Raw genomic sequence first — 1,037 nt, 5'->3', positions numbered from 1 at the left:
TGCATGTCGTCGCTTTTAACACGTAACGCATGTGATTCAGTGCTTGATAAATGTGCTTTGTGTGGAGATCTTCCTGCTGCCATTCCTTCACAAAACCACGTTCTTCTACCGTTAACTGTTCTGGTTTTCGGGCTAAACAACGGTCAATAAAACGCGCTTTATGATGTTTTTTCGCTTCCCCTAAAAAGCGTCGTCTCCGTTGTTGAGCGTCCGTGAAAAACTGAATCAAATGAAAACGATCGAGCACATGAATCGCAGCTGGATACACGGCTTGAATGGCACTTACCATGGCAGGGGCAAAATCACTAATGACTGTTCGAATTTTGCCTGTCACTTTCTTTAAAACGGCTTCAATCGCTTCTTGATCTCGATGTGGAACAATGGCCAAAATCCGTCCTGTTTCAGCATTTAACACACTCGTCGCATAGTGATGTCCTTTGCGTAAAGCGAACTCATCCACACAAATATGTTTGGCTGTTTCTTCGACTAATTGTTCAGAGGCATACATGTAAAACCAACGTTCAACGGTTGTATAGGGCAGCTCATATTCTTGTGCCACATCAGCGATCGAGCGACCTTGACAACGGTTCGTGATTTCACGACGAAATAACGCCGTTGATGAACGGACAAGCCCTAATGCATAATCAAAAGTAAACGTAAAATCACACACTTTACAACGCTGACGTGGTACAAATAATTCAATCCAAAGCACGCCAATATGCCAAGCATACCCATGACGAAAACGGCGTAGTGAACGGTCATGACAAACCGTAGCACCTTGGCAAATGGGGCAAGTAATTTCTTGTGGTTGAACGGTGACAGGAAAAACATTTGGCTCCTCATCAGATGGTAGAGCAATGTCAAAAAAAGATGGTAACGGTAGCAGCAATTTGATAAACTTGGAGTACAAAGCGAAAACTCCTCTCGTGGTTTGTCTAAGCAACAATTACGATACGTGAGTTTTCGCTTTTATTCTACCTTTAAATGTAAAATTTTTGAATTATTATTAGGTCAACCCCAAGTTACGGTGATGAACC

1 protein-coding gene is annotated in these 1,037 nt (G+C 42.5%); it reads right to left on the bottom strand.

From position 1 onward, the window contains the following. A partial coding sequence (locus tag ACIQXF_RS23055) for a transposase (RefSeq protein ID WP_402788168.1) occupies positions 1–910 on the bottom strand: 910 nt, incomplete at its 3' end. Positions 911–1,037: the final 127 nt, after the last annotated feature.

It is taken from the genome of Lysinibacillus sp. NPDC097231 (genome assembly GCF_044761885.1).
GTDB lineage: Bacteria > Bacillota > Bacilli > Bacillales_A > Planococcaceae > Lysinibacillus.
The sequence above is the reverse complement of the archived record's forward strand: the minus strand, read 5'-3'. Positions and strand labels throughout refer to the sequence as shown.